This window comes from Streptomyces longhuiensis, assembly GCF_020616555.1.
Lineage (GTDB): Bacteria > Actinomycetota > Actinomycetes > Streptomycetales > Streptomycetaceae > Streptomyces > Streptomyces longhuiensis.
Genome location: NZ_CP085173.1, coordinates 1998496 through 2019624 on the forward strand (window position 1 = coordinate 1998496; position 21129 = coordinate 2019624).

General features: G+C 71.3%; 23 protein-coding genes and 1 riboswitch. Of the genes, 19 read left to right on the forward strand and 4 right to left on the reverse strand.

The features are described from left to right. Positions 1–202 precede the first annotated feature (202 nt). The 5 genes from LGI35_RS09445 (at position 203) to LGI35_RS09465 (ending at position 3466) form a co-directional block, all read left to right on the forward strand. The gene (locus LGI35_RS09445) at positions 203–562 is read left to right on the forward strand and encodes a hypothetical protein (protein ID WP_227293446.1); all 360 of its coding nucleotides are present in this window, start codon (positions 203–205) and stop codon (positions 560–562) included. 279 nt (positions 563–841) lie between these two features. Next, entirely contained in the window at positions 842–1477 is a 636-nt protein-coding gene (locus LGI35_RS09450) for an ATP-dependent Clp protease proteolytic subunit (RefSeq protein ID WP_227293447.1), read from the forward strand. Between the two features lie 7 nt (positions 1478–1484). After that, positions 1485–1793 carry a hypothetical protein gene (locus LGI35_RS09455; protein WP_227293448.1) on the forward strand — a complete coding sequence of 103 codons (309 nt, stop codon included), beginning with the start codon at positions 1485–1487 and terminating at the stop codon, positions 1791–1793. A gap of 354 nt (positions 1794–2147) precedes the next feature. Then, positions 2148–2325, forward strand: a riboswitch (cyclic di-AMP (ydaO/yuaA leader). Positions 2326–2328: 3 nt separating this feature from the next. Further along, positions 2329–2802, forward strand: a complete 474-nt coding sequence (locus tag LGI35_RS09460; RefSeq protein ID WP_227293449.1) for a C40 family peptidase — start codon at positions 2329–2331, stop codon at positions 2800–2802. A 106-nt stretch (positions 2803–2908) separates the two neighbouring features. Continuing rightward, complete coding sequence (locus LGI35_RS09465) at positions 2909–3466, forward strand: DUF6328 family protein (protein WP_376223259.1); 558 nt, start codon at positions 2909–2911, stop codon at positions 3464–3466. Positions 3467–3520: 54 nt separating this feature from the next. On the opposite strand, the gene LGI35_RS09470 is transcribed toward LGI35_RS09465, so the two are convergent. Beyond that, on the reverse strand, positions 3521–3955 hold the full coding sequence (locus LGI35_RS09470; protein WP_227293450.1) for an ATP-binding protein: 435 nt from the start codon (positions 3953–3955) through the stop codon (positions 3521–3523). A 273-nt stretch (positions 3956–4228) separates the two neighbouring features. On the opposite strand from LGI35_RS09470, the gene LGI35_RS09475 reads away from it, so the two are divergent. Both LGI35_RS09475 and LGI35_RS09480 read left to right on the forward strand, forming a co-directional pair. Beyond that, complete coding sequence (locus tag LGI35_RS09475) at positions 4229–5110, forward strand: helix-turn-helix domain-containing protein (RefSeq protein WP_227293451.1); 882 nt, start codon at positions 4229–4231, stop codon at positions 5108–5110. Between the two features lie 9 nt (positions 5111–5119). After that, positions 5120–5356 (forward strand): DUF397 domain-containing protein, encoded by a 237-nt coding sequence (locus tag LGI35_RS09480; RefSeq protein WP_227293452.1) that lies wholly within the window; start codon positions 5120–5122, stop codon positions 5354–5356. Here LGI35_RS09480 and LGI35_RS09485 read toward each other — a convergent pair. Then, on the reverse strand, positions 5340–6500 hold the full coding sequence (locus LGI35_RS09485) for an 8-amino-7-oxononanoate synthase (RefSeq protein WP_227293453.1): 1161 nt from the start codon (positions 6498–6500) through the stop codon (positions 5340–5342). The genes LGI35_RS09480 and LGI35_RS09485 overlap by 17 nt on opposite strands. Positions 6501–6700: 200 nt before the next feature. Here LGI35_RS09485 and bioB point away from each other — a divergent pair, with 200 nt between their 5' ends. Genes bioB through bioD form a run of 3 tightly spaced genes read left to right on the forward strand, consistent with a single transcriptional unit; the run spans position 6701 to position 9949 of the window. Next, on the forward strand, positions 6701–7918 hold the full coding sequence (bioB, locus tag LGI35_RS09490; protein ID WP_227293454.1) for a biotin synthase BioB: 1218 nt from the start codon (positions 6701–6703) through the stop codon (positions 7916–7918). Continuing rightward, positions 7911–9233 carry an adenosylmethionine--8-amino-7-oxononanoate transaminase gene (locus LGI35_RS09495; RefSeq protein ID WP_227293455.1) on the forward strand — a complete coding sequence of 441 codons (1323 nt, stop codon included), beginning with the start codon at positions 7911–7913 and terminating at the stop codon, positions 9231–9233. The genes bioB and LGI35_RS09495 overlap by 8 nt, the downstream gene beginning before the upstream one ends. Positions 9234–9238: 5 nt before the next feature. Then, a complete protein-coding gene (bioD, locus tag LGI35_RS09500; RefSeq protein ID WP_227293456.1) occupies positions 9239–9949 on the forward strand; it encodes a dethiobiotin synthase in 711 nt (236 codons plus the stop codon). Between the two features lie 21 nt (positions 9950–9970). Here bioD and LGI35_RS09505 read toward each other — a convergent pair whose 3' ends face one another. Together LGI35_RS09505 and LGI35_RS09510 are read right to left on the reverse strand one after the other, a co-directional pair. After that, positions 9971–10309, reverse strand: coding sequence for a fic family toxin-antitoxin system, toxin component (locus LGI35_RS09505; RefSeq protein WP_227300257.1), 339 nt, complete (start codon positions 10307–10309; stop codon positions 9971–9973). Positions 10310–10358: 49 nt separating this feature from the next. Further along, the gene (locus tag LGI35_RS09510) at positions 10359–10586 is read right to left on the reverse strand and encodes a toxin-antitoxin system HicB family antitoxin (protein WP_100597555.1); all 228 of its coding nucleotides are present in this window, start codon (positions 10584–10586) and stop codon (positions 10359–10361) included. Between the two features lie 177 nt (positions 10587–10763). Here LGI35_RS09510 and LGI35_RS09515 point away from each other — a divergent pair, with 177 nt between their 5' ends. The 9 genes from LGI35_RS09515 (at position 10764) to mug (ending at position 21114) form a co-directional block, all read left to right on the forward strand. Then, on the forward strand, positions 10764–11558 hold the full coding sequence (locus tag LGI35_RS09515; protein ID WP_227293457.1) for an ABC transporter ATP-binding protein: 795 nt from the start codon (positions 10764–10766) through the stop codon (positions 11556–11558). Between the two features lie 10 nt (positions 11559–11568). Further along, positions 11569–14136 (forward strand): ABC transporter permease, encoded by a 2568-nt coding sequence (locus tag LGI35_RS09520; RefSeq protein ID WP_227293458.1) that lies wholly within the window; start codon positions 11569–11571, stop codon positions 14134–14136. Positions 14137–14206: 70 nt separating this feature from the next. Further along, positions 14207–15097, forward strand: a complete 891-nt coding sequence (locus tag LGI35_RS09525) for an LLM class F420-dependent oxidoreductase (RefSeq protein ID WP_227293459.1) — start codon at positions 14207–14209, stop codon at positions 15095–15097. Positions 15098–15165: 68 nt separating this feature from the next. Continuing rightward, a complete protein-coding gene (locus LGI35_RS09530; RefSeq protein WP_227293460.1) occupies positions 15166–15591 on the forward strand; it encodes a GNAT family N-acetyltransferase in 426 nt (141 codons plus the stop codon). Positions 15592–15783: 192 nt separating this feature from the next. Next, the gene (locus LGI35_RS09535; protein WP_227293461.1) at positions 15784–17124 is read left to right on the forward strand and encodes a hemolysin family protein; all 1341 of its coding nucleotides are present in this window, start codon (positions 15784–15786) and stop codon (positions 17122–17124) included. Next, positions 17121–18134 carry a hemolysin family protein gene (locus LGI35_RS09540; RefSeq protein WP_227293462.1) on the forward strand — a complete coding sequence of 338 codons (1014 nt, stop codon included), beginning with the start codon at positions 17121–17123 and terminating at the stop codon, positions 18132–18134. Before LGI35_RS09535 ends, LGI35_RS09540 begins: the two co-directional genes overlap by 4 nt. Positions 18135–18213: 79 nt before the next feature. Continuing rightward, positions 18214–19002 (forward strand): SGNH/GDSL hydrolase family protein, encoded by a 789-nt coding sequence (locus tag LGI35_RS09545; protein ID WP_227293463.1) that lies wholly within the window; start codon positions 18214–18216, stop codon positions 19000–19002. A 103-nt stretch (positions 19003–19105) separates the two neighbouring features. Further along, entirely contained in the window at positions 19106–20548 is a 1443-nt protein-coding gene (gene purB / locus LGI35_RS09550; RefSeq protein WP_227293464.1) for an adenylosuccinate lyase, read from the forward strand. Continuing rightward, on the forward strand, positions 20545–21114 hold the full coding sequence (mug, locus tag LGI35_RS09555; RefSeq protein ID WP_227300258.1) for a G/U mismatch-specific DNA glycosylase: 570 nt from the start codon (positions 20545–20547) through the stop codon (positions 21112–21114). Before purB ends, mug begins: the two co-directional genes overlap by 4 nt. Positions 21115–21129 lie beyond the last annotated feature (15 nt).

Consider the following 21129-nt stretch of genomic DNA (forward strand, 5'->3'; position numbering starts at 1 on the left):
CACGGACACGGTCCGTGACCGCACGGCGACCCACAGGCGGAACGGCGGCCCGGGCGGGACGATTCGAGCCGCCGGCGTTGTCAGTGGCTGCGCGTAGCGTCGACGCGTCAACTGTTCGTGCTGCATGGCTGCTTGCGCGGATCCGACGAGCCCCGCCCGGAACAGCGCCCGCGGCGGGGCCTCGCGCGCCTAGGCTCCGCGCATGGAACAGAGCGAGATCATCTTGCGCGCAATCGGCGTCCTGACCGAGACCCAGGAAATGGTGCGCAGGCTCAGCAAGGATGCCGAGCCCGACATCGAGACCGAGGACGCCCAGCTCGGGCGCCTGGTGACAGAGGTGTTCCCCTCCATCGAGATCCCGGCGGAATCGAGCGTGGAGGAGGCGGCGGAGGCCACCATCGCGGCACTGATGCCGGTGACGATCTCCCTGGTGGGCGCGTTCGCGTTCCTCTTCTCCGAGCTCGCCGAGGTGCACGACTCGGGCCGGACGGACATCAAGACCGCCGACCTCCTGCAACACCTCGCGCTGCGCCTGTCCAGGTCGGACGACGACGACCAGTAGCCACGACACAGGAGAACGAAGCAGGGGGTCGGCCGGCGCCTCGGGCGCGGGCCGGCCCCTTTTCGTGCCCTCGCGTCCCGAGCACCCCCTGCCGCGCTTCTCGCAGCCTGCCTCCCCTTTTTCGCGCGACTCGCCGCCTGATCCCTCTTTTCGCGCTCCTCGCAGCCCGATCCCTTCTTCTCGCGCTTCTCACGGCCCGATCCCTACCGGCGATCCGTACGTCCTGTACATTTTTTACAGAAGCAGCGACAGAGTTCCGCGCTCACGGAGGCATGTGCCATGAACCGACCTTCCGCCCGCTACGTCCTGCCCGAGTTCACCGAGCGCACCTCGGCCGGGCACCGCACCCTCGATCCGTACTCCAAGCTCCTGGAGGAGCGGATCGTCTTCCTGGGGACGCCGATCGACGACACCTCCGCGAACGATGTGATGGCGCAGTTCATGCACCTCGAGTACGCCGCGCCGGACCGGGACATCTCGCTGTACATCAATTCCCCCGGCGGCTCGTTCAGTGCGATGACGGCGATCTACGACACGATCCGGTTCGTCAGCTGCGAGGTCGAGACCGTGTGCCTCGGGCAGGCCGCCTCCGCCGCCGCCGTGCTCCTGGCGGCCGGGACGCCAGGCAAGCGGGCCATGCTGCCCGGCGCGCGCGTGGTGATCCATCAGCCGGGGCTGCCCGAGCCCGCGCAGGGCCAGCCGAGCGACCTGGAGATCCAGGCCCGCGAACTGGTGCGTATGCGCGCCCAGCTGGAGGAGCTGCTCGCGCGGCACACCGGGCAGAACCGGGAGCGCATCGCCGCCGACATCGAGCGGGACACGATCCTCCGGGCTCAGGACGCCGTGGAGTACGGGCTCGTGGACCGGGTCATCGGCAACCGCAAGACGTCCGGTTCGGCCCCCGGCGCCAGGTGAGCGGGCGATGCTGCCGCCCGAACTGCCCCCGCTGCCCGCACTGACGCGCGCCGAGTGCGAACTCCTCGACCGCTATCTGGAGGTGGTCGACCTGCTCGGCAGGATCAACCCGGCACGGAGCGACCACACGTATGGCGGACTGCGCGCCGCGCAAGCGCTCGTCGGCAGGGCGACGGCTCTCAGGGACGCCCTGACGCTCATGCATCAGCGGGGCGAGAGTGAGGTCCACGCGACGACGCTGGCTCGGGCTCTACGGGTCCTGGACGGAGAAAGGAGGGCACAACGGGTCACGGTTCCGCCTGAGTCGGTCAATTGACGGTGCGTTTCGAGACCCGAGCGATCGAGGCGAACTGTCCGGACCCGGCCCGAAACGGACCAGAAGAGGTACCCACATACGGAGTAGCCGGTACTAGCACTTGGGAACCGGAAAAGTTGCGCGGAGCGCCTACGCGAAGTCCGAGATTCCGCCTTCCGCTGCAGGTGCGGGCGTCGTCGGGACCCTCGCACCAGGCTGGAAAGGTGTGCTGTCCACCCGAACAGGCCAGTCGTGAGGACACTCACTCAACGCCGATTCGGCGCTGCGTTCGCGCCGTTCGTGCGTGAAGATCCCTTCCGACGACAAGCCCCCGCCACCGCGGCGGGGCGGTCCGTGCGGACGCCGAGTCCTGCCGCCGTACGGATGCCAGGTCGACAGGAGTGGATCGGCAGGAGTGGAGGACCCGAGCACGACGGGCCGCCGGAGCTGTTTTCCGGGCCGGCCCTTGGGGTGAAGCCGCACATCGCGGCCGGGCAACTTCGCCAGCCCGAATCCGACAGGTCATCCTTCACAGGCGGCTGACGAAGGGTTGCGCATGACTGCGCTCAATCGTGTCCCGTCGCTGCTCGCCCGTGCCGGAACCGCCTCGGCCCTCACGCTCGCCGTAGCGGGTGGCAGCCTGCTGGTCCCCGGAGCCGTGCCCGAAGCGGAAGCCGCGCCGCCGGCGACGAAAGCACTCCAGATCGCGGCCTCCAAGAAGGGAAGCCCCTACCGGTGGGGCGCCACAGGGCCGCGCACGTTCGACTGCTCGGGCCTGACGCTCTACTCGTTCAAGGCTGCGGGCAAGAAGCTGCCCCGCACCGCCGCCCAGCAGTACAACAAGACCCGTCATGTCTCCGCGTCCCATCGAAAACGCGGTGACCTGGTCTTCTTCCACTCGGGCCGCGGCGTCTACCACGTCGGTATCTACGCCGGGAAGGGAAAGATCTGGCACTCGCCGAAGACCGGTGACGTGGTGCGGCTCCAGAGGATCTGGACGAGGAGCGTCTGGTACGGGCGCGTGCGCTAGCGACGCCTGACGGGTCCCCGGGCGCCCTGGGGACCCGTCAGGCGCCACAGAGTGCTCACGCCCGCCCGTCCGCCTCGGAACCGCGTGATGGGGTACTCGTGGTCGTATGGACGAGGACCGAACGGCAGGCGACGAGGACGCCCCACGCGACCCGGGCCCGCCGAGCGACGGCCGGGACCGGCACGAGACGCCGCTGGAGCGCGCGGACCGGAATTTCGGCGAGCTGCTCCAAGAGCTCAGAGTCACCCAGACGGGCGTGCAGATCCTCTTCGCGTTCCTGCTGACGCTGGCGTTCACTCCTCGGTTCCCGTCGCTGGATGCCGTGCAGCGCGCGACCTACGTCGCGACGCTGCTGCTCGCGGTGCTCGCCGCCGCGCTGTTCACGGCGCCCGCGGCGCTGCACCGCGCGCTGTTCGGGCGTGGTGCCAAGCCGCAGATCGTGCAGATGTCCTCGCGGCTCGCCACGGCCGGCCTGAGCGTTCTGGTGCTCGCCCTGACCGGGTCCGTGCTGCTCGTCGTGGATGTCACGGCGGGGCGTGCGGCGGGGATCGCTGCGGGGGCGGGCACGTTCGCGGTCTGTGCGGGTCTGTGGGGTGTGCTGCCGCGTCTGGTGCGACGCTCGCTCACCCGGGCGCAGGAGGGGACGGACACTCCGTCCCCGTAACCGCCTGCACGCCCGCCGGCCTTCACACCTGCCGTCCCTCACGCCTGCCGGCCTTCACACCTGTTGGGCAGGAACCGTCCACGGCAGGGCGATCCATACGGTCTTGCCGCCTTCGGGGGTGGGCCTGACCGACAGGCTTCCGCCGCACTCGGCGGTCAGCCAGCGGATGATCACCATGCCGCGCCCGTTGTCCTGCTGGACGGCGGCCGGGAGCCGCTTCGGGTGGCGCGGGTGGCTGTCCGTGACCCCGATGCGCAGGTGTTCGTCGCGCTCCAGCTGCACGTCGACCTTGAAGACGGGCGACTGTCCGCGGGTGTGCATCACGGCGTTCGTGGCGAGTTCGGAGACGATGAGCCGGACCGTGTCCGCTGCTTCCGCGTCGCGCGGCATACCCCATTCGGCGAGTACGTCGCTGACATATGTGCGGGCCGAGGAGACCGAGGCGGGATCGCTCGGCAGAGTGACGGATGCTTCCTGGTGATCTGCCATGGCGACGTCGTCCCTTTTTTCGCCGGGGCCTGAATCCGACACATGGCGGATGACTCGAGGCGACCCCCGGACTGGTGCTTCGCGCCAGAGTGCCACTCCCGCCCGGCCAACGGAGCCGATCCCCCGAGATATGCATATATCTGTCGCTCGAAGCGGTGAACTCTGCGCCACTGGACCGCATTTGGGCGTACACCGCCGACTTCCTCTACCGTCGGCTCAGAACACCGATCCGCCGGGCCGGAAGGAGCCGGGCCGGAGGTCCGAGGAGACAGGATGAAACACGGTCCGGCGGTGCGCCGCCGCAGGCTCGGCGCGGAGCTGCGCGCGCTGCGTGCCCGTGCGGGGCTCACAAGTGGCGAGACAGCCCGGCTCGTCGGCTGGCACCAGTCGAAAGTGAGCCGTATCGAGACCGGGCGCAGCGGCGTGAAAGCGTCGGACGTGCGCCTCCTGCTCGACGCCTTCGAGGTCACGGACCCCGATGTACGCGATCTGCTGGTCGCGCTGGCGGGGTCGGGGGACGACGACGGCCGGCACTGGTGGCACGCCTACCGGGGTCTTCTGCCGCCCGCCTACCGGGACTTCATCAGCCTGGAGTCACAGGCGTGCCGGGTCAGGACGGTCGAGACGTCCGTCGTGCCGGGCCTCCTCCAGACACCCGACTACGCGCGTGCGGTGACCAGGGCCGCGCTCGGCGGGCTGCCGGACGGGCAGGTCGACGCCCTGGTCGAGGTGCGGATCGCCCGGCAGGACGTGCTGCGTTCGGCGTCCCCGCTCCGGCTCAGCGCGGTGCTCGACGAGGCGGTGCTGCGGCGGCCGGTGGGCGGTCCCCGGGTGATGGCGGAGCAGCTGCGTCATCTGGTCTCCGCGGCGAGACTTCCCCATGTGCGGCTTCAGGTATTGCCGTTCGCCGCAGGGGAGCATGTCGGACTGACCGGCCCTTTCGTTGTGTTCTCATTTCCGAACACTTCTGATCTGGACGTAGTAGTTCTCGACCAGTTGACGAGTAGCCTCTACCTCGAACGGAAAGAAGACCTCAAGGCGTACACGGACGCCTTCGACACCCTTCGTATCCACGCCCTTTCGCCCGGGGACTCGTTGGATTTCATCGCCGGGATCGCCGGAGCGCACCACCCTCCGGAAAGTGAACGCACGTAAGGAGGCACCATGTCAGCACTGCCTCGGTACGTACCACCCGCCGCGGTTCCCAGCACCTCTCTGCACGACGCGCCATGGCGGAGAAGCAGCCGAAGCACCGGAATGAACAACTGCGTCGAGACGGCTCCGCTGCGTCGCGGCCCTTCGGCCGGACTCCTCGCCGTGCGCGACTCCAAGCGCACGGCCGGACCCGCCCTGCTGTTCTCGCCCTCCGCGTGGGAGGGGTTCCTCAACTCCTTGCGGTGAACGCGGAGTCGGGAGCATTGCGGCTGATCACCCGTACGGCCTGGGCGATTTGATCGTCGGTCAGGTCGGCGCGGGCGGTCAGCCGCAGCCGTGAGATGCCGTCCGGAACCGACGGGGGACGGAAGCAGCCGACGGCGAGGCCGGCTTCGCGGCAGTCCGCCGCCCAGCGCACCGCCTCCTCGGGGGACGGCGCACGCACGGAGACGACGGCGGCGTCGGGCCGCACGGCCTGGAGGCCCTCGGCCGCCAGCAGTTCGTGCAGCGAGGACGCCACGGCGCGGGCCCTCTCGGCGCGCTCGGGTTCGCGGCGCAGCAGGCGCAGGGCCGCGAGGGCGGCGCCGGCCGCCGCGGGCGCGAGGCCCGTGTCGAAGATGAACGTCCGTGCGGTGTTGACCAGATGGTCGATCACCCGGGCCGGACCGAGGACGGCGCCGCCCTGGCTGCCGAACGACTTGGAGAGGGTGACGGTGACGACGGTGTCGTCTGCGCCCGAGAGCTGCGCCGCCTGTGGCGCGCCCCTGCCGCCGTCGCCGAGCACGCCCAGTCCGTGCGCGTCGTCGACGATCAGACCTGCCCCGAACTCCCTTGCCACTGAGGCGAGTTCGGCCAGTGGAGCCGCGTCGCCGTCCACCGAGAAGACGGAGTCCGAGACGACGACCGCCTGCCCCTGATGCGCGTCGAGCGCCTTGCGGACTGCGTCGGGGTCGGCGTGCGGGACGACCTGCGTCGCGCCGCGGGCGAGCCGGCAGCCGTCGATGAGGGAGGCGTGGTTGCTCGCGTCCGAGACGATCAGAGAGCCGTGCGGGGCGAGCGCGGTCACGGCGGCGAGATTGGCGGCGTAGCCGGACGACAGGACGAGCGCCGCCTCGAAGCCGCAGAACTCGGCCAGCTCGCGCTCGAGTTCGGTGTGCAGCTCCGTGGTGCCCGTGACGAGCCGCGAGCCGGTGGCGCCGCCGCCCCAGCGCAGCGCCGCGTCGGCCGCTCCCCCGGTGATCTCGGGGTGGCGCGTGAGGCCGAGGTAGTCGTTGCTCGCGAGATCGAGGAGGGGGTTCGACGACGGGCGGGGACGCAGCGTGCGGACGAGTCCGGCGCCGCGGCGCACGCGCTCCTGCTCGTCGATCCAGCCGAACGGCGATCCCGCCATGTGAGTCCCTCCGACGGCCGTGTCGCGACCGGTTCTCGAGTGGGGTGTGCTGTCCCGTGCCCGCTGCGTCTTTGTAGGCAGTGCACAGACACTAGCGGGACATCCAGCCACCCAGGGTGTGGCAATACCCACACGTCGAACCGGCAGAGTTGTCCGAAGCCTCCTTGGCCTGAGCAGGGGACGTAAGCCAGGATCGGGCCATGGACCTGCTGAACACGCTGGTGGACAAGGGGCTGCGGCGCGAGCTGCCGAGCCGCGAAGAAGCGCTCGCCGTTCTGGCGACTTCCGACGACGAACTGCTCGATGTGGTGGCCGCGGCCGGCAAGGTGCGGCGGCAGTGGTTCGGCCGGCGGGTGAAACTCAACTATCTGGTCAACCTCAAGTCGGGCCTGTGCCCCGAGGACTGCTCGTACTGCTCGCAGCGGCTCGGGTCCAAGGCGGAGATCCTCAAGTACACGTGGCTGAAGCCCGACGAGGCGTCGAAGGCCGCGGCCGCCGGTGTCGCGGGCGGCGCGAAGCGGGTCTGCCTGGTGGCGTCCGGGCGGGGCCCGACGGACCGCGACGTCGACCGTGTCTCGGAGACCATCGGCGCGATCAAGGAGCAGAACGAGGGCGTCGAGGTGTGCGCCTGCCTCGGTCTGCTCTCCGAGGGCCAGGCCGAGCGGCTGCGCGGCGCGGGCGCCGACGCGTACAACCACAACCTCAACACCTCCGAGGGCACGTACGGCGACATCACGACGACGCACACCTACGCGGACCGCGTCGACACGGTGCAGAAGGCCCACGCGGCCGGTCTGTCCGCCTGCTCCGGGCTCATCGCGGGCATGGGCGAGAGCGACGAGGACCTGGTCGACGTCGTCTACTCGCTGCGCGAACTCGACCCGGACTCGGTGCCGGTCAACTTCCTGATCCCCTTCGAGGGCACGCCCCTCGCCAAGGAGTGGAACCTGACCCCGCAGCGCTGCCTGCGGATCCTCGCGATGGTCCGCTTCGTCTGTCCCGACGTCGAGGTGCGGATCGCGGGCGGGCGCGAGGTGCACCTGCGCTCGATGCAGCCGCTGGCGCTCCACCTGGCCAACTCCATCTTCCTCGGCGACTACCTGACGAGTGAGGGCCAGGCGGGCAAGGCCGACCTGGACATGATCACGGACGCCGGTTTCGAGGTCGAGGGCACCGACCAGGTGACGCTGCCCGAGCACCGGGGCGGGCCGTGCGGTTCCGACGCGGAAGCGGCCTGCGGTTCCGGTTCGCATGCGGCGTGCGGTTCCGACGCGGGTTCGGCCTGCGGTTCCGGTGGGGGCTGCGGCTCCCACGAAGAAGCCGCGGAGTCACCCGTCGCCGAGGTCCCCGAGGCGCGCACGGACCTGGTCGCCGTACGCCGCCGGGGTGCCGGTACGGATCTCGCGCCCAATGCCTGAGCGGCCCGGGCCCGCGGAGACCGGACTGCCCGTGGCGGAGCTGCTCGACCTCGACCGGCGGCACGTCTGGCATCCGTACGGTCCGATGCCGGGGCGGCAGGAGCCGCTGGTCGTCGAGTCGGCGACCGGGGTACGGCTGCGACTCGCCGGCGAGGGCGGTGCGAGCGGTCAGGGTGCCGAGCTGGTCGACGGGATGTCGTCGTGGTGGTCGGCGATCCACGGCTACAACCATCCCCTGCTCAACGAGGCGGTGCGCGACCAGCTCGACCGGATGAGTCATGTCATGTTCGGCGGGCTCACGCACGAGCCCGCCGTCGGGCTGGCGAAGCGTCTTGTCGACATGTCGCCGGAGGGGCTGGAGCATGTGTTCCTCGCCGACTCGGGCTCCGTGTCCGTCGAGGTCGCGATCAAGATGTGCCTCCAGCACTGGCGTTCCCTCGGACGGCCGGAGAAGCGCCGTCTGCTGACGTGGCGCGGCGGCTATCACGGTGACACCTGGCAGCCGATGGCGGTCTGCGACCCCGAGGGCGGCATGCACGAGCTGTGGTCGGGGGCGCTGCCGAGGCACGTCTTCGCCGACGCCCCGCCCGTCGAGTACGAGCAGGCCTACGCGGATCATCTGCACGAGCTGATCGGGCGGCACGCCCATGAGCTGGCGGCCGTGATCGTCGAGCCCGTGGTGCAGGGCGCGGGCGGCATGCGGTTCCACTCCCCCGCGTATCTGCGAGTCCTGCGCGAGGCCTGCGACGCGCACGACGTGCTCCTCGTGTTCGACGAGATCGCCACGGGGTTCGGCCGGACCGGGGCGCTGTTCGCCGCGGAGCACGCGTCGGTGACGCCCGATGTGATGTGTGTCGGCAAGGCGCTGACCGGCGGCTACATGACGCTGGCGGCGACGCTGTGCACGGCGCGTGTGGCGGACGGGATCTCTCGGGGCGACGTGCCGGTGCTCGCGCACGGGCCCACGTTCATGGGGAACCCCCTCGCCGCCGCGGTGGCCTGCGCCTCGATCGACCTCCTGCTCGGGCAGGACTGGGCGACGGAGGTCAAACGGATCGAGTCGGGGCTGCGGGAGTCGCTCGGCGCCGCCTCGGAGCTGCCCGGGGTGCGCGATGTACGCGTGCTCGGCGCGATCGGTGTCGTACAGCTGGACCACGAGATCGACATGGCGGCGGCCACGCGGGCGGCGGTGCGCGAGGGCGTGTGGCTGAGGCCGTTCCGCGACCTCGTGTACACGATGCCTCCGTACATCACGGGGGACGAGGATCTGGCACGGATCGGCCGCGCGGTGTGCGCGGCCGCGCGGGAGGGCTGAACAGCATGACGGTACTGGTGGTCACGGGGACCGGAACCGAGATCGGCAAGACGGTCACGACGGCGGCCGTGGCGGCCGCCGCGCTGGCGGCGGGGCGGTCGGTGGCCGTCCTCAAGCCGGCCCAGACCGGGGTCGGGCCCGGTGAGCGCGGGGACGCGGACGAGGTGACGCGCCTGGTGGGCGGCGGGGTGACGGCCGTCGAACTGGCGCGGTACCCCGAGCCGTTGGCGCCCGCGACGGCCGCGCTGCGCGCCGGCCTCCCACCGGTGCGCCCGCACGAGGTGGCCGACGCGGCGGCGAAGCTGGCGACGGACCACGACCTCGTCCTGGTGGAGGGCGCGGGCGGCCTGCTCGTGCGGTTCGACCCGGACGGCGGCACGCTCGCGGACGCCGCCAGGCGGCTCGGAGCGCCGGTCCTCGTCGTCGCGGCGGCGGGGCTCGGCACGCTCAACTCGACGGCCCTGACGACGGAGGCCCTGCGCGCCCGGGACCTGACGCCGCTCGGCGTGGTCGTCGGCAGCTGGCCGGCGCACCCCGACCTCGCGGCCCGCTGCAATCTCGCGGACTTCCCCGAGGTCTCGGGGACGAAGCTCCTCGGCGCGCTCCCCGAGGGGGCCGGCGCACACCCCACCTTCCGCGCGTCTGCGCCGAGTTGGCTGGCGCCGGAGCTGGCCGGCACCTGGGACGCCGCGGCGTTCTCCGCGAGCGTCAGGTAGCCCCGGTGCGTGCCTAGCGGCTCACAGGCTCCATCTGCGCAGTTCCTCCGCGATGTCGTGCACGGTCGCCCCGCCGTCCTTGACCAGGCGGGCCAGTTCCCTGACCTGGTCGGGCGACGTGGCGACCTTCAGGCCGCTCGCGACGAGATAGGCGTACGCGACGGCCGACGCGAACATCGCGTTCGAGCGTTCGAGTGCGGGGACGTGGAGGAGCAGCTGGAGCAGTGCGGCGGCCCGCGCCTGTGGGCTGTCGTACACGGCGGTCCCGAATATCTCCGCCTCGTGCCGGCTGACGGCGGCGACGAGCGCGCCCCAGTCGGTCACCTGAGGATCTCCGGGAGTCTTCTGTTCGGCGATCATGAGAAGCCAGGCCAGGTCGATGCGCACGTTCTTCGATTCGCTCAAGGGCTCAGCGTCGGCCTTCGCGCTCCGCGCCGAATTCCTCGGCGAACACGGATTCGTACTGCTTCATGAAGTCGGCGGCCGCCTCGACGAACGTCCGGCCGAGCTCGCCCGCGTCCTGTCTGACCAGCTCCTCGATGTACCGGTTCACACTCACGCCGCGTGCCAGCGCACGCTCGCGCGCGGCTCGGGCGGTGTCCTCGTCCACCCGTACGTTCAGCTGAGTCTTCGCCATGACTTCACGCTAGCGCCGACGTGCTAGCACCGGCAAGGAGTCACCGAATGTGCCCCTTACACGCGTATCGGGAGCCCGACCTCGGAGGGATACCGCTCGTGTGACGCACCCCACTACTCTCGTTCGCGACATGGGAGTCGGTACGGCCAGGACGACGGCGAGACCCAGGAGGCGGCCTTGTCCACAGCGGCAGCAGATCAGCCCCACGGCCCGGCGGAGGCGGGCGACGTCGCCGCGCGCGCCCGGGGCCTGACCAAGGCGTACGGGTCCGGGGAGACCGCGGTCCTCGCGCTCGACTCGGTCGACGTGGACATCGCGCGCGGCCGGTTCACGGCGGTCATGGGCCCCTCGGGGTCGGGCAAGTCCACGCTGATGCACTGCCTGGCCGGGCTCGACGCGGTCTCCGCGGGCCAGGTGTGGCTCGGGGACACCGAGATCACGGGCCTGCGCGACAAGGAGCTGACGCAGCTGCGGCGCGACCGGATCGGCTTCATGTTCCAGTCCTTCAACCTCATTCCGACGCTGAACGCGGCGGAGAACATCACGCTGCCGATGGACATCGCGGGCCGGACCCCGGACGCGGGGTGGCTGAAGCAGGTCATCGACACGCTGGGCCTCGGCGACCGGCTCACACATCGCCCCGCGCAGCTCTCCGGAGGCCAGCAGCAGCGGGTGGCCTGCGCGAGGGCGCTCGCCTCGCGACCGGAACTGATCTTCGCGGACGAGCCGACCGGGAACCTGGACTCGCGTGCGGGCCTCGAGGTCCTCGGGTTCCTGCGCGAGGCGGTGGACGACCTGGGGCAGACCGTCGTGATGGTGACGCACGACCCCGGCGCCGCGGGCCACTCCGACCTGGTGCTCTTCCTCGGTGACGGCCGCCTCGTGGACGAGATGCCGCAGCCCACGGCGGAGGCGGTCCTGGAACGCATGCGTCTGTTCACCGGGGGCAACCCCCACAACTCCCAGCCGTAGAGGGGCCGCTGTGCTGAAGGCGACGCTCAGGAGTTTCCTCGCGCACAAGGGCCGACTGGTCCTGTCGGGGCTTGCCATCGTCCTCTCGGTGGCGTTCGTGGCGGGCAGTCTGGTCTTCTCGGACACGGTCACCCGCACCTTCGACCGGCTCTTCGCGTCCACGTCCGCCGACGTACAGGTGAATCCGAAGCGGGACTCCCTCGGTGAGACGGTGCCGACCGGGGCGGTCGAGACCGTCCCGGCCCGGCTCGCCCGGCAGATCAGGTCCGTCGACGGCGTAGCCGCGGCCAGGATCGACGCCGCCGCCGAGAACATCACCGTCGTGGACGGCAAGAACAACTCGGTCGGCCCGACCAGCGGCGCCCCCACCATCGCCACCAACTGGTATGTCACGGACCGCAGTCCGGTCCGGCTGACCTCGGGCCACGCCCCGCGCGGCGGTGGCGAGGCGCTGCTCGACGCGGACACCGCCGACAAGAAGCACATCCGCATCGGCGACTCCCTCACCGTCCTCGCGCAACCGGGCTCCTTCACCGTCCGGATCGTCGGCATCGCGACCTTCCGCACCACCAACCCCGGCGCCGCGCTCGTCTTCCTGGACACGGCGACGGCGCAGGCGAAACTGCTCGGCGGGACGGACCGCGCGACGAGCATCTCCGTGGACGCGGCGCCCGGGGTGAGCGACGCCGCCCTGAAGCGGCGGATCGCCCAACAGCTCGGTTCCGGGTACGACTTGAAGACCGCAGCCGAACAGGCCACGTCGGACGCGGCGGACCTCGGCACGTTCCTCGACGTGATCAAGTACGTGATGCTGGGCTTCGCCGGGATCGCCGTCCTGGTCGGGATCTTCCTGATCGTGAACACGTTCTCGATGCTGATCGCGCAGCGCACCCGCGAGCTGGGACTGCTGCGCGCGCTCGGCGCCGACCGGCGGCAGGTGCGCCGCTCCGTCCTGACGGAGGCGGTGCTGCTCGGCCTGGTGGGCTCGGTGGTCGGCCTCGCGGCGGGCATCGGGCTGGCGCTCGGCCTCATAAGGCTCATGAGCGCGTTCGGGATGAACCTGAAGTCGACCGAGATGGTGATCGGCTGGGGGACGCCCGTCGCCGCGTTCGCGGTCGGCGTCGGGGTCACGTTCGTGGCCGCGTATCTGCCGTCTCGGCGTGCGTCCCGGGTCTCCCCCATGGCGGCGCTCGCGGACGCCGAGATCGCGGGTGCGGGGCGGCCGCTGCGGGTGCGCGCGGTGGCGGGGGCGGTCGTCGGCGTCGCGGGGGTGGCCGCTCTCGCCGGCTGTGCCGCGGCCACGAAGACGGCGAGCGCCTCGCTGCTCCTGATCGTCGGGATCGTCCTGACGCTGCTGGCCACGGTGATCGCGGGCCCCTTGCTCGTACGTCCCGTGATCCGGGTCCTGGGCGGCGCGTTCCCCGCCGTGTTCGGCTCGGTGGGGCGGCTGAGCCAGCGCAACGCACTGCGCAACCCGCGGCGCACCGGGGCGACCGCGGCCGCGCTGATGGTCGGGCTCGCTCTGGTGGCAGGCATGTCCGTGGCGAGCGCGTCGATGAGCAAGTCGTTCGACGAGCAGATCGACAAGACCCTGGGCGCCGACTTCACCGTCCAGAACGCCAACTTCACCCCCTTCCCCAAAGAGGTCACCGACAAGATCCGCGCCACCGAAGGGGCGGGGCTCGTCGTGCGACAGCGGTTCGTGCCGCTCGCGGTGCGTCTGCCGGACGGCAAGCGCGTGAAGACGACGGCCGCGGGTTACGAGGCACAGCTCGACGACGTCGCGCACATCACGTACTCCCAGGGCGACTCGGCGGCCGCACTCGCGCCCGGGAAGGTCGCGATGGACGCGGAGTTCGCCGAGGAGCACCACGCGCGCGTGGGCACCGTGGTGCCCGTGGACCTGCCCGGCGGACGCAGGGACCGGCTCACCGTCGCGGCCCTCACCGACCAGGGCGGAGGCGACGGGTTCGGCATGTCCGGCGGCCTGTTCATGGGGATGGGGACGCTGGAGAAGTTCCTGCCCGACGGCCAGGACTCGGCGGTGTACGTGAACGCCTCCCCCGGCACGGGCGCGGACGTGCTCCGCGCCCGTCTGGAGAAGGCCCTCGATCCGTACCCACAGGTACAGGTCCGCGACCTGGCCGACTACAAGAAGCTCGTGCACGACCAGATCGCGGTGCTGCTGTACCTCGTGTACGCGCTGGTCGGGCTCGCGATCGTCATCGCCGTCCTGGGCGTCGTGAACACCCTTGCCCTGTCGGTCGTCGAGCGGACGCGGGAGATCGGTCTGCTCCGCGCCATCGGGCTCTCCCGGCGCCAGCTGAGGAGGATGATCCGCCTGGAGTCCGTGGTGATCGCCGTGTTCGGCGCGGTGCTCGGGCTCACGCTCGGTGTCGTGTGGGGGCTCGCCATCCACGAGGTACTCGCCCTTCAGGGCATGGAGGCGCTCGCCATCCCGTGGGGCACGATCGTCGCGGTCGTGGTCGGCTCGGTCGTCGTGGGGATCGCGGCGGCGCTCCTTCCGGCGCTGCGCGCCTCGCGCATGAACGTGCTGGCGGCCATCGCCCACGAATGATGTACTCACCGCACGGTCTCCCGTCCGTTCGGCTACACCGGTTCAACTCGCCCGAGGCTGAGGAGAGTTCATGAGTCGCACGTTCCGCTTCGGCGTCAACATGGTCACCCCCGCGTCCGGCGACGAGTGGCGCAAGCGCTGCCGCAGGGCCGAGGAGCTGGACTACGACGTGATCCTCGTCGCCGACCACCTGGGCGTACCCTCGCCGTTCCCCTCCCTGGTCGCCGCCGCCGAGGCGACCGAGCGCCCGCGTGTGGGCACGTTCGTCCTCAACGCCGGCTTCTGGAACCCGGTGCTCCTCGCCCGCGAGGTGGCGACCACGGACGCGCTCACCGGCGGCAGGCTCGAACTCGGCCTGGGCGCAGGTTACGTACAGGCGGAGCACGAAGCGGCCGGGCTGCCCTGGGGGTCGCCCGGTGAGCGCGTGGACCATCTGCGGCGCGTCGTGGAGGAGCTGGACCGGCTGCTCGGGTCGGACGAGCATCAGCCTCGGCCCGTGCAGCACCCCCGCCCGCCGCTCCTGATCGGCGGCAACGGCGACCGGATGCTGAAGCTGACGGCCGAGCACGCGCAGATCGCGGCGTTCACCGGGGCGCGCTCCGTCCCCGGCCACCCGGGCGGGAAGCTCGAGCACCTCGCCCCGGAGGAGCTGGACGAGCGCGTCGCCACGTACCAGCGCTTCGCGGCGGGGCGCGCGGAGCCCGCCGAACTCAATCTGCTGATCCAGATGGTCACGGTGACCGACGACCGGCGGGCGGCGATCCGGCCGGTCCTCGAACACATCCCGCAGTTCACGGAGGACGAGGCGCTGGGCCTGCCGCTGCTGCTCGTCGGCACGGTCCGTGAGATCGCGGACCAGGTGCGCGCGCAGCGCGACCGCTACGGGTTCACGTACCTCACGGTCCTGGAGCCGTACATGGAGGCGTTCGGTCCGGTCATCGAGGAACTGCGCAAGGCCTGAGCCGGCGCGCTGTCCGCATCCTGAAAATGGCGCGCGGGCCCGGCCGCCCCGGTGATGGGATCGACCCCATGAGTGATCTTCGGATACGGGCCGCGACGCCCGACGACCTCGATGCCGCCCTCGCCTTCTGGAAGCTGGCCGCAGAGGGAACGAGCATCAGCGACGACCGCGCGGGCGTCGAGCGGCTCGTCGCCCGCGACCCCGAGTCACTGCTGCTCGCCGAGCGCGACGGGGAACTGGTGGGGACCGTCATCGCCGGCTTCGACGGGTGGCGCTGCCATCTGTACCGGCTCGCGGTGCGTCCGGACGCGCGACGGCAGGGCGTGGGGTCGGCGCTGCTCGCGGCCGCGGAGGAGCGGTTCGTACGGCTCGGCGGGCGGCGGGGCGACGCGATGGTCCTGGACCGCAACGAGCGCGCGCAGCACGCGTGGCGTGCCGGGGGGTATGCCCCGGAGCCGCAGTGGACGCGCTGGGTCAAGCACCTCACGGACTGACCCCGTGCGGCCGGGGCGACGGCGCCCCGGCCGCACCGGCTTTGCCGATCCTTTACCATGGGTCCTCCACTTGTCCCTTCCTCCTCTCGAAAGGTGTGAGCGTCCGCCCATGGGCGAGCCTCCCAGTACCCGGCGCCCGCGACATCGCGCGATACCCACCGCCCTGCCCGATCATGGGACGGAGGTGACCCGATGACCGAAGTGCTCCTGCTCGCCGTGGCGGTACTGCTCTCGCTGGCCTGCGGTGCGTTCGTCGCTGCCGAGTTCTCCCTCACCACGGTCGAGCGTTCCGGCCTCGAACGCGCCGTCGAGCGCGGTGAGCGGGGCGCCGCCGGCGCCCTCAAGGCCGTACGGAACCTGACTTTCCAGCTCTCCGGCGCCCAGCTCGGCATCACCGTGACCAATCTGGTCGTCGGCATGCTCGCCCAGCCGTCCGTCGCCACACTGATCGCGGGTCCCCTGGAAGGTCTCGGGCTCTCTCGCTCCGCCGCCTCCTCGGCCGCGCTGGTCATCGGCACGGGCCTGTCGACCGTCTTCCTGATGGTCGTCGGCGAGCTCGTCCCCAAGAACTGGGCGATCTCGTCGCCGCTGGCCGTCGCCAAGAACGTGGCGACACCTCAGCGATGGTTCAGCGCCGCGTTCCGCCCCTTCATCACGCACCTGAACAACACCGCGAACCGCGCGGTGCGCCGTTTCGGCATCGAGCCCGCCGAGGAGCTGGCCTCCGCGCGCGGACCGCAGGAACTGGTGGCACTCGCCAGGCACTCCGCCAAGGAGGGCGCCCTCGAGGCGGACACCGCCGAGCTGTTCATGCGCACCCTGAACCTCGCGGACCTCACCGCGGAGAACGTGATGACGCCGCGCGTCCAGGTCGTGGCGCTCGACGCACAGGCCACCTGCGAGGACGTGGCGAACGCGACCCGGGCCACGGGCCTGTCCCGGTTCCCCGTCTACCGCGGCAACCTCGACTCGGTCGTCGGTGTCGCGCACATCAAGGACGTCCTCGCCGTGCCCGCCGAGCTCCGGGGCCGCCGTTCCGTGTCCGATCTGATGCGCGAGCCGCTGCTCGTACCCGAGACCCTGACCGTCGACCGGCTCCTCGACCGGCTCTCCGGGAAGCGCACGATGGCCGTCGTCATCGACGAGTACGGCGGCACCGCGGGCGTCGCCACCGTGGAGGACATCGTCGAGGAGGTCGTCGGCGAGGTGCGGGACGAGCACGATCCGCACGAGACGCCCGACCTCGCCCCGGCCGGCGTGGACGACGAGGGCCGTGCCCTCTACTCCGCCGACGGCGCCGCCCGCACCGACCAGCTCCAGCGGGTCGGCCTGCGCGTCCCCCACGGCCCCTACGAGACGCTCGCCGGCCTGATCGCCACCGAGCTCGGCCGGATCCCGGCCGTCGGCGACAGCGTCGAGGTGGCCGGATGGCGGCTCGACGTCGTGGACGCCGCGGGTCACCGCGCGGCCCGCGTCCTGCTGCACGCGCCCCTCGCCGGGCAGTCCGACGACGCCCCGGAGGGGGACCGATGACCGCGATCCAGCTCCTGATCGGCCTGGCGACGCTGGTCGTCAACGCCTTCTTCGTGGGCGGCGAGTTCGCCATGATCTCCGTACGCCGCAGCCAGATCGAGCCGCACGCGGACGAGGGCGACCGGCGGGCGAAGAGCGTCCTGTGGGGCCTTCAGCACGTGTCGGCCCTGCTGGCCGCGGCGCAGCTCGGCATCACGCTGTGCACCCTGGTGCTCGGCATCGTCGCCGAACCCGCCATCGCCCACCTTCTGGAGCCGGTGTTCGACGCGGTCGGCGTGCCGCACGGTCTGATCCACCCGATCTCGTTCGTGATCGCGCTGACGGTGGCCACGTATCTGCACATGCTGCTCGGCGAGATGATCCCGAAGAACGTCGCGCTCGCCGAGCCGGTGCGCAGCGCGCTGGTGCTCGGGCCGCCCCTGGTGACCTTGGCAAGGGCGCTGCGTCCGGTGATCTTCACGGTCAACGCCTTCGCGAACGGGCTGCTCAAGCTGTTGCGCGTCGACGTCAAGGACGAGGTGTCCGCGACGTTCTCGGACGACGAGCTGGCCCGTCTCGTCAAGGACTCGGGCGACGCGGGACTCATCGACGACCGCGCCCAGGAGCGCCTGCGCGACGCGCTCGAACTGGGCCGCCGCCCGGTCAGGGACGTCGTCCTGCCGCTGGAGCGGGTGGTCTACGCGCATGTGGGCGTCACGCCCGAGCAGCTGGAGCGGCTGTCGGCCAGTTCGGGGTTCTCGCGCTTCCCCGTGGTCGACGACAACCGCCGCATCGTCGGCTATCTGCATGTGAAGGACGCCCTGGACGCGTCGCCGCGCGATCTGCCGTTCCGGATCCCGGACATGCGGCCGATCGCGCGCGTACGCGAGACGACGCCGCTCGACGACGTCCTCTCGGCGATGCGCGGCAGCCGTACGCACGTGGCGGCGGTCCTCGGCGCCGACGGGCGGCTCGCCGGTCTGGTGACGATGGAGGACGTCCTCCGGGAGCTGTTCGGACAGCCGGTGTGATCTCGGCGCCGTGTGCCCGGTGTCGGGCACACGGCGCCTCGTCGGCCGCCCCAGGACGCGGGATACCATCGCTTCCGCCATGCAGAAAAATGCCAACCACACCAGTTACAGCAGCCTCGTCACGATCGGTGACTCGTTCACCGAGGGCATGTCCGATCTGCTGCCCGACGGCTCCTACCGCGGCTGGGCCGATGTACTCGCCGCCCGGATGGCGGCCCGCACCCCCGGATTCCGCTACGCGAACCTCGCCGTGCGCGGCAAGCTCATCGGCCAGATCGTCGACGAGCAGGTGGACGTCGCGGCCGCGATGGGCGCCGACGTCATCACGCTGGTGGGCGGGCTCAACGACACCCTGCGTCCCAAGGTCGACATGGGCCGGGTGCGCGGGCTCCTCGAAGAGGCCGTCGAGAAGCTCGCGCCGGCCTGCGAGCAGCTCGTCCTGATGCGCAGCCCCGGCCGCAACGGTCCCGTGATGGAGCGCTTCCGGCCGCGCATGGAGGAGCTGTTCGCCTGCATCGACGACCTCGCGGCGCGGCACGGCGCGGTGGTCGTGGACCTGTACGGGCCGCCCGCCCTCGGCGACCCCCGCATGTGGGACGTGGACCGGCTGCATCTGACGGCGGAGGGGCACCGCCGGGTCGCCGAGGCCGTCTGGCAGGCGCTCGGCCACGAGCCCGAGAGCGACTGGCAGGCCGTGCTCCCGCCGACCGCGCCGCCGGGGTGGGGCACGCGCCGCGTCGCCGACGTCCGCTTCGCCAAGCAGCACCTGGTCCCGTGGATCGGCCGCCGCCTGACGGGCCGCTCCTCCGGCGACGGCCGCCCGGCGAAGCGCCCCGAACTGCTGCCGTACGAGGCTCCGCGCGGCTGACCTGCCGTGACGGGGGCGGCGCGCCGGGCGCCCCGCCCTCGTAGCTTCCGACGAAGGGGACCCTGGCGCTGGCCTGCACGAATCGCCAGTAGAATCCGTACACGTGACTGCTGCGCCTGCAAAGCCCCGTATCCCGAACGTTCTCGCCGGACGCTACGCCTCCGCCGAGCTCGCCACTCTCTGGTCCCCCGAGCAGAAGGTGAAGCTGGAGCGTCAGCTCTGGCTCGCCGTACTGCGCGCGCAGAAGGACCTCGGGATCGAGGTGCCGGACGCCGCTCTCGCCGACTACGAGCGCGTCCTCGACCAGGTCGACCTGGCCTCCATCGCCGAGCGCGAGAAGGTCACGCGCCACGACGTGAAGGCCCGCATCGAGGAGTTCAACGCCCTCGCCGGCCACGAGCAGGTCCACAAGGGCATGACGTCCCGCGACCTGACGGAGAACGTCGAGCAGCTCCAGATCCGCCTCTCCCTCGAACTGGTCCGCGACCGCGCCGTCGCCGTCCTCGCGCGCCTCGGCAAGCTGGCCGGCGAGTACGGCGAGCTGGTGATCGCGGGCCGCTCGCACAACGTCGCGGCGCAGGCCACGACCCTCGGCAAGCGCTTCGCGACCGCCTCCGACGAGCTGCTCGTCGCGTACGCCCGGGTCGAGGAGCTGCTCTCCCGCTACCCGCTGCGCGGCATCAAGGGACCCGTCGGCACCGCGCAGGACATGCTGGACCTGCTCGGCGGCGACGCGGCGAAGCTCGACGAGCTCGAGCAGCGCATCGCGGGCCACCTGGGCTTCTCTCAGGCGTTCACCTCGGTCGGCCAGGTCTACCCGCGCTCCCTCGACTACGAGGTCGTCACCGCGCTCGTGCAGCTCGCGGCGGCGCCGTCCTCGACCGCCAAGACGATCCGTCTGATGGCCGGGCACGAGCTCGTCACCGAGGGCTTCAAGCCGGGCCAGGTCGGCTCGTCCGCGATGCCGCACAAGATGAACACCCGCTCCTGCGAGCGCGTCAACGGCCTCATGGTCATCCTGCGCGGCTACGCGTCGATGACCGGTGAGCTGGCGGGCGACCAGTGGAACGAGGGCGACGTCTCCTGCTCCGTGGTGCGCCGCGTCGCGCTGCCGGACGCGTTCTTCGCGCTCGACGGTCTCCTGGAGACGTTCCTGACGGTGCTCGACGAGTTCGGCGCGTTCCCGGCCGTCGTCGCCCGCGAGCTGGACCGCTACCTGCCGTTCCTCGCCACGACGAAGGTCCTGATGGCGTCGGTGCGGGCGGGCGTCGGCCGCGAGGAGGCCCACGAGGCCATCAAGGAGAACGCCGTCGCGTCGGCCCTCGCCATGCGCGAGCAGGGCGCCGAGCGCAACGAGCTGCTCGACAAGCTCGCCGCGGACTCCCGGATCCCGCTGGACCGCGCCGGGCTCGACGAGCTGATGGCCGACAAGCTGTCGTTCACGGGCGCCGCGAGCGACCAGGTCGCCACCGTCGTCGCGCGCATCGAGGAGATCGTCAAGCAGCACCCGGAGGCCGCCGGTTACGCGCCCGGAGCGATCCTCTGACCCGGCTGACCCCCGCGGACCTGGAGGCCGCCCGTGACCGCATCGTTCCCGATGTGGTCGCGAGCGGCCTCTCCGTGCTTTTCTGCGGGATCAACCCGGGCCTGATGACGGCGGCGACCGGCCACCACTTCGCGCGCCCCGGCAATCGTTTCTGGCCGGTGCTCCACCTGTCCGGGTTCACCTCCCGGCAGCTGGCCCCCGCCGAGCAGGAGGAACTCCTCTCCTACGGGCTCGGGATCACGAACGTCGTCGCGCGGGCCACGGCCCGGGCGGACGAGCTGAGCGCGCAGGAGTACCGCGACGGCGGCCGTCTGCTCACCGCCAAGGTGGAGCGGCTGCGGCCGCGCTGGCTCGCGGTCGTCGGCGTGACGGCGTACCGGTCGGCCTTCGGGGAGCCGAAGGCGAGGATCGGCCCGCAGGAGCGGATGATCGGCGGGACCCGGGTGTGGGCGCTGCCCAACCCCAGTGGTCTGAACGCGCATTGGACGGTGGCGACGATGGCCGAGGAGTACGGGCGGCTGCGTGCCGCCGCCTCGGGGGACGACGGCGCGGGGCTCACCGGCTGACGCGCCGCGTGGCGG